The organism is Bartonella sp. AA97HXZ, from assembly GCF_042196985.1.
In the GTDB taxonomy this organism is placed as follows: Bacteria; Pseudomonadota; Alphaproteobacteria; order Rhizobiales; family Rhizobiaceae; genus Bartonella.
Map to the genome: position 1 here is coordinate 22,028 of NZ_JBHIRC010000015.1, position 7,806 is coordinate 29,833.

At 37.6% G+C, this 7,806-nt stretch carries 2 protein-coding genes and 1 pseudogene; all 3 read left to right on the forward strand.

Going from position 1 to position 7,806, the window contains the following annotated elements; all coding sequences use genetic code 11:
* Positions 1–71: 71 nt before the first annotated feature.
* Positions 72–3,482 (forward strand): autotransporter outer membrane beta-barrel domain-containing protein, encoded by a 3,411-nt coding sequence (locus tag ACFINE_RS07940; protein ID WP_375621645.1) that lies wholly within the window; start codon positions 72–74, stop codon positions 3,480–3,482.
* Positions 3,483–4,170: 688 nt separating this feature from the next.
* A pseudogene (locus ACFINE_RS07945) lies at positions 4,171–4,897 on the forward strand (autotransporter outer membrane beta-barrel domain-containing protein); the annotation flags it as partial.
* 171 nt (positions 4,898–5,068) lie between these two features.
* On the forward strand, positions 5,069–7,806 hold a 2,738-nt coding region (locus ACFINE_RS07950), incomplete at its 3' end, for an autotransporter outer membrane beta-barrel domain-containing protein (RefSeq protein ID WP_375621646.1).

Genomic DNA, 7,806 nt, shown 5'->3' on the forward strand with positions numbered 1-7,806 from the left:
GTAACCAAAGTTATTAAACAGAACGCGTGTTTTTTGTTTTTAGAGAAGGGGAAGAAAGTTTGTAGAAAATTATGTTTAAAAATCATCTCTCTTTATATCATTTTACAACGGTTATTTTTTTCTTTGTATACAATACTGATGCAGGTGAGATTTCTTCTGAGAAGAAGCCATATTCATGTAACGAAAGTGCCTCATTTTATCGCTGTAATGATGGTAAAACGCATGAAATTACCAAGAAAACTTATCAACTTACGGGTGAAAGTTCTGATGCTGCCATAGAGGCATCAGGGAAAAATACAGTCATTGAGGGAGAGGCTATAATCATTAACGGTATTTCGAATGCACATGGACATTCAGAAACAAACGCTTGGACAACAGCTGTAAAGTCCTCAAATGGGGGAGGCGTTGCTCTATTTGATTCCATGTTAAATAACGTGTCGATAGGGGCCGATATTAATGATGAGGGAGCTTTTGAAATGCAGGATGGGGTGATTAAAGCAACCAGAATGGGGATCAGTGTTGGGGGTAAAGGGTCGTTTGTTTCTTTGACCAAGACAGAGATTAAGACATCTTCTGATGCGATAGGTCTTTTGAGTCATAATGGTGCAAAAATTTATATGAAAGGAGGAAAAATTGATTTTGCTGATGGTATTGGTGTTCAAACAGGAGGAGATGGAGAAATTAATTTAGAGGGCGTTTCTATTACTGGGAGGGGGAAACAGGGAACAAATACAGATAATCATCGTGAAGGTTCTGCTTTTAGTATGCTTCAGGGGAAAGGCTCTCTTAATTTCCAGAAGGGAAACGTTAATGTCGACAATGTTCATGGCATTGTAGTGCAGGGGAATAACCATAATGCTGCTCATATAAAATATTCCAATGTTTTTGTGAGAGGGAATGGATTTAATGGTATGCACTTTTTTTGGGAAGCTGTCTTAAATGATAAAAAAACAATTATACCTGGAAAAGGGACTGTCCATGTGACAAAGACAACTTTTATGGCTCCAGAAAGTACGGCTATTTATAGTCGTGAATTCGAAAGTTCTGTTAAACTCTCACAACATTCAAAAATTTCTGGAGATTCACTCCTGAAAGCTGTTGAGCGTTCTAATGTAAAGATTGAGGCTGATGCTTCTACCCTTGTAGGAGGCGCACATGTTGATGAAAGTTCTACAGCTAAGATAGATTTAAAAAATGGTTCAAAGTGGATTTTATCGCGACCAAAATATGACAAATTGCAAAATTCTGATGCTTCTGGTTCTAGGTTAAAAGATTATTCTTCTATTTCATCGGTTAATCTTACGGATAGTTCTCTTGTTTTTGAAGAATTAAAATCTAAAAAAACAAATGGTTATCAGACACTTCTCATTGGAAAAGGATTTGGGACTGTCTATAAAGCGCACGGTGATGTGAATCTTTATCTTAATGCATATTTGGATAAAGGCGGAGCTCTGCAAGAGCAAAAAACTGACCGGCTTTTAATCAATGGTGATCTTGAAGGAAAAACAACAGTTCATGTTTATAAGATTCCTGGAAGTCCAGGGGCATTGACGGGAGATGGTGGTAATAATCAGGGGATTTCCATTATTCAGGTTTATGGAAAAGCCATGGAAGATTCTTTTCAGTTAAAGGGGGGGTATGTCACACTTGAAGCCTCCCCCTATCAGTATCATCTTAAGAGTTATGGTCCAGGCTCTTCTTTAGGGGCGGCAGATTCCAATCAAAGAGTGCTTAAAAACTCTGGAACATTTTGGGATTTCCGACTTGAAAGTCAATTTGTTGATTCCACTAAAGTTTTTCCTGTTCTTGATTTGGTTGTCCCCCCTTCTTCTGATGATATTCCTTCTTTTTCTAAAATTCATCCTAATATTACTGGAGGTGAGGATGGTTCTATTGATTCTAACTCTCAGCAAAAGTCTCAGGAGCCAAGTCTTTCTTCTCCTGTAGATTCTCCTGATAGGGATTCCCATCTTACGACCACACCTAATGTATCTGATGTTTTTGTACTTGAGATCCCCAATCCTCTTTCCTCTCTTGCACCTGTTGTTCCCGCTATTGCTGAATCTAATCCAGTTTCTCCACCTGCATCTGGTTCACCTGTTCCGCCGCATGTTTCACCCACTCCTTCTGTTGTTTCCCCAGTTGCATCTGGTTCACCTGTTCCGTCATCTGTTTCATCCACTCCTTCTGTTGTTTCCCCAGTTGCATCTGGTTCACTTGTTCCGCCGCATGTTTCACCTACTCCTTCTGTTGTTTCCCCAGTTGCATCTGGTTCACCTGTTCCGTCATCTGTTTCATCCACTTCTTCTGTTGTTTCCCCAGTTGCATCTGGTTCACTTGTTCCGCCGCATGTTTCACCCACTCCTTCTGTTGTTTCCCCAGTTGCATCTGGTTCACTTGTTCCGCCATCTGTTTCACCCACTCCTTTTGTTGTTACTCCACCTGCGTCTGGTTCTTCTGTTCCGGCATCTGTTTTTGAGCCTTCTTCTCATTTTGAGCCAAATGTGAGAGTCGTTGTTCCACAGGTTTTGACTTATATTCTTGTGCCAAATACCTTATTTTATGCTGGATTGATGGATATCAGTAATCAAAGCAAGCAGTTGCAAGCGCTGCGAACTGTTCCTGGTCGGTTGTTGAAAAATGATGAAAATCCCGCTTTGTTTTTGCGCGGTTACGGTGGACATCATCATTATACTTCAAATTTGTCTGCATTTAAATATGGTGATTATGGCGGTGAGCTTGATTATAATGCACTAGAGGCAGGTATTTTACTCAAGAAAATCGAAAGTGCATACAGTACGACATCTTTTGGGATTATGGGAAATTATGGCAAGCTTTCTTTGCAGCCTCGAAAGGTTAAACAAAGTCAAGAAAGTATATTTGATAAATGGACAATAACAGCATATGGAAGCATGCAGCATGATACGGGTCTCTATATGGATGGTCTCTTCTCTTATGGTTTGTTTAATGGAAATGTTCTCACACTTGAGCGAGGTAAAACGGCTGCATTGAGAGGGAAGCCCCTAAGTGTTTCTTTAATTGCTGGTAAAACGTTTATGATAGGCAGCCGATATTTTATTTTTGAACCACAGGTTCAGTTTGTTTATCAAAATCTCCAGTTTCATAAGACTCGTGATATTGATAATTTTAATATTGATATGCGAAGTCCAGATCATTGGGGGATGCGTATTGGTGGGTATTTAACGAAGACACTTACATTTACTAAAGATAAAGATGCACATGTTCTCTCATTCTATGGTAAGCTTCATTTCATTCGTAGTTTTGATGATAAACAATTTGTATATTTTAAAGATGCCTTCCAGCTTGGTTCCTTTGGGACTTCTTTAGAAGCTGGATTTGGTGTTTTTTCGCAATTATCTCCCAAAATTATTTTTCATAGTGATCTGATTTATCAGCATAAATTTACGAGTGACGGCTTTTCCGGAACGCATTTTTCTGGTGGATTAAGTTATCATTTTTAATTGTATTTTTCTTTAATACATCCTTTGTGAAAGACATAAGCACAAAACACGGTTTTGTTGTGTCGTTTTTCTGATTTTTGACTTTACATATAATACAAAACAAATTATATGTAACGGTGCATAATAAGTAGATGAACTAGGTGTGTCTTTTCAGTTTTTTATGAATAAAATAAAGGAAGTTTAGACTAAATTATGATTAAAGTACTAAAACGCTATGTGTGTGTGTTCTCTTACGACCTCTATTTCTTTCTTCGTGCACAATATAGATGTGAGTGCAGAAGATTATAACCCCTCGTGTAATTCTCTTTTTAAGTCGCATTCGTGTGATACAGTTGATGCTTCTCGTACTTTTGGAAGTCGTAATAAGTTATATATGAGTGGATTGGATAGGAGGACTACAGGTGTTATTTTTACAATACGAACTCATAACATAGTTATTAAGCCGCAAAAAAGTAAAGGGGAAAAAGGCTTTCAGGAACTGATGGAATTTTAGAATTAAAGAGATCTGAGAAGATTACATCAGCAGTGGTTGTGTCAAAAGATAATAAAACTTCTTTTAAAAAGAGTTCTATTACAGGAAATGGCGAAAAGAAAAGTGGTAGAAATGCTACGTTATCTCAATCTGTGTTTGGTGTGAAGCAGGGTGGTTCTTTCCTTTGATGAAGGTAAGATTCAGGTTTCTGATGTTCATGGTATAGAGGCAAGTGTCTTGCTCAATGCGATTGAGGATACACATCACACTTTGAGCTCTGGAATAATGAAGAATAATGGAAAAAAACTCTCTACAACTTCAAGATGTTAAAGAAAGCAAAAAAGTACATTTGATAAATGGTCTATTACAGTATATGGCAGCATGCAGCATGATACAGGCTTTTATATAGATGTCCTTTTTTCCTATGGTTTATTTAAAGGGGATGTTCTCACGCAAGCAAGAGGCAAGACAGCAACATTGAAGGAAACACCTTTGAGTGCTTCATTGATTGCGGGCAAGTCATTTATGACAGGGCATAAAGGGGTTATTTTTGATCCGCAGGTTTAGGTTATTTATCAAAATGTGCGGTTTGATAAGGCGTCTGATATTGATGGTTTTGATATTGAGATGGGAAAACTTGATTTATGGGTGATGCGTGTTGGTGGTCTTTAAGAAAGATGCTTGCTGCTTTTGAAGAGGCTCTTGTTGTTTCTTTCAATTGCAAGCTTCAGCTTGCCATTAGTTTTAGAGGAAAACAACGTGTGCGGTTTGGAGATGAATTCCAATAAGGGCTTTTGGCTCTTCTCTAGAAACTGGAATGGGATTGAAGGCTCAGTTGTCTTCAAACTCTTCTTTGCATGGAGATGTAACTTATCAGCATTGCCTTAGAAAAGGTGGTTTTTCAGGGATTATTTTTTCAGGCGGTTTATACTATCGTTTTTAGGTGCCTATGAAATATAGAGTAATTTTTACATAAGTTATAGAGTGTTTTATGAAGTATAAAGTGATTATTTAAGTTTTATACTTGCTATTTTTAGTGTGTTTAACTTAATGTTATGGGGAATGTTTTTTATTTTTAACTAACAGGGGAGAAAGGCAAATTGGGAATAAAGTTATGGTTAATGTATTAAGCGGGTATAGATTTTTATTTATTACAACGGCTATTGTTTCTTTTTTGCCAATCGTGAGTGTTAATGCGAATCCTAATAATTTAGGAACTTCCTGTAATGTATCAGGGAGTTTTTTTACATATAGCGATAGTAAAAAACATACGATAAGTAATAAAAATTATACTCCTTCTGTCTCTTCTCTAGATGATTTTATTGCTGTCTTCTCTATAGAAAAAGAGGGAACTGTTTTAAATTTATTAGAGACAAATATTATCTCGCATAGGCCAAAGCAGTCATTTTTATATAGTGCATCTGTAAAAGATGATGGCAAGCTTGTTCTAACCAATTCAAATATTAAGGATATGTCCGGTTTTCGTGTTCAGAACGGGCAAGTTGTGATGAATAGAGGGAAGATTGAAGGTAGTTTGCAAGCTGTATGTGCAGAAGGAAAAAAAACCGATATTGCTTTAGTGAGCGTAAATATTGATATTGTATCAGATAATTTGAATGCAAAAGGGATTGGATTTGTGAGTAGTTCTGATGCATTCGTTAGGATGTCAGGCAGTACTATTACTTTTCATGAGATTGGTGCGTTTTCAACACAATTTGGGGGAAAATATCTTATTGATACAACCAATATTCAGGGAAAAGGTAAGAAACATACGATTGTAGTTGATAATGAAACTATTGATGAATTTCCAAGAGCTTTTGACATATCACAGGGTGGTGATGTTCATTTGCGTGGTGATTCTATTCAGCTCACTGATATGCATGGCTTCTTGATTACGAATTTTGCAGGTTATGCAGATGCTGAAGGTAAATTGGTTCAAGAATACGCTTCATCAAATGAGTTTAAAAAGACAAGTATTAAGATAGAAAAAAACAATATTTCTGTTCAGGGTGAGGGAGTATACGGTCTGTATTTTTATGGATTAGGTCCAGATGTATGGGGTGATATGTTTAAGGTAGGGAGTGAAAAACTTTCAAAAGTAGAAAAAATTGTTTGGGGTGAAGCATCTTTGCATTTGTCACAGACAGCTTTTTCAGTTCCTGATGGTATTGCCATTTATAGTACGGGGGATGATATTTATGGAGCTGAAGCTACTATTGAATTAACAGAAAGGACAAAGATCTCTGGTGATTTATTGTTAAAGGCTCAAAATAATTCTTCTCTATTGGTGAAAGCAAAGGATTCTACCCTTACAGGGGGTATTCGTGTTGAGGATGCATCAACTGTTCACTTAGAATTAACAAATGGCTCTGCATGGTATCTCACCAAAAGGAAACATACAGATTTGCAGGAATCTCTTCCTGTAGATTCATTACTTTCGTCTATAAGCATTTCTGATAGCACAATTTTTTTTGATAAATTTATATCTCAAGATTATCAAACGCTATATATTGGAAAAGTATATATTGAGAAAGGAAGTAATCTAAATGACATAAATCCAATAGAGGGGATACAGTATGATAAAGAAGCCTATAATGCAAAGGGAAATGTGCAGATTAAGATGAGTGCGTTTGTGAATAATGACGGCTCGTTTAATCCTCAAAAAACTGATCGTATTTTGATCTACGGGAATGTTTTGGGAAGTACACTGCTCATGATGGAGAAATTTTCCAAAACCTTAGAAGGAGAAGCTGGCAATAAAGGAAGTCAAAGTATTTCACTTGTTCAAGTTGCTGGGACAGCAGAGGAAAGTTCTTTTAAGTTAGCCAATAGTTATACTACGGTGAATGGATTTCCTTATCAATATAAACTTCGTGTCTATGGTCCAAGTTCTTCTTCTGGAAATGCAGATCCAAAGAATAGATTGGTTGTTGGAGAAGGGGATTTTTGGGATTTTCGTCTCGAAAGTGTTTACATTGGTCCTGAATTAGATTCTTCTGAAACTGCTTCTAAGCCAACGTCTACAGTTTTACCTCCTCAATCTGAAGAAGAGACGGTTCCTTCTAAACGACCAACAGAGACTATTTCACCTGAACAACCCCCTTCTGTTGAGCCTCCACTTATACCATCTACACCTTCTTTGCCTGAGGGATCTGAACCGTCTGAAACATTTATCCCTACGGATTCGACGCTGACTCCTTCTGCACCAGTTCCGTCTCCCTCAGTACCAACAGTTCCAGAAAATCCTTCTGCTGTGCCTATGCCTGCACCATTTGTTCCAGTTGAGACTTCTACGGATGAGGTTATGCCATCTAAGCCCTCTGTTCCGGAGGACACTTCATCTCTGGATACTGTTTCTCCTCCTTCTGTCCCTGTTGAACCAAAGCCTTCTCAGTCCTCTGAACCTTTAGATCCTTCATCTAATCTCTCTATACCGCTTGATGTTCAGTCTAATCTCCAAATTAGAGCTGTTGTTCCACAGGTTCCAACTTATCTTCTTTTGCCAAATGCCTTATTTCATGCTGGTTTAGTGGATATGATCACGCAAAATAAGACGTTGGAGACAATGCGGAATGCTTTTCATTCTTCTTGGAAAGAGAATGAAAAGACAGCCTTTTTTCTGCGTGCTTATGGGGGGAGCCATCATTATGCTTCCAATTTATCTGCTTTTGAATATGGCTATGGTGCTGAGCTCGATTATAATGCACTTGAAGCAGGTGTTTTGTTAAACGAGATTGAGAGTTTATATGGTCGTACATTCTTTGGAGTTTTGGGGAACTATGGAAATCTTTCTCTACACCCTCAGGATGTTGAACAAAGCAAAAAAAGCGCATTTAATAAATGGTCTGTTGC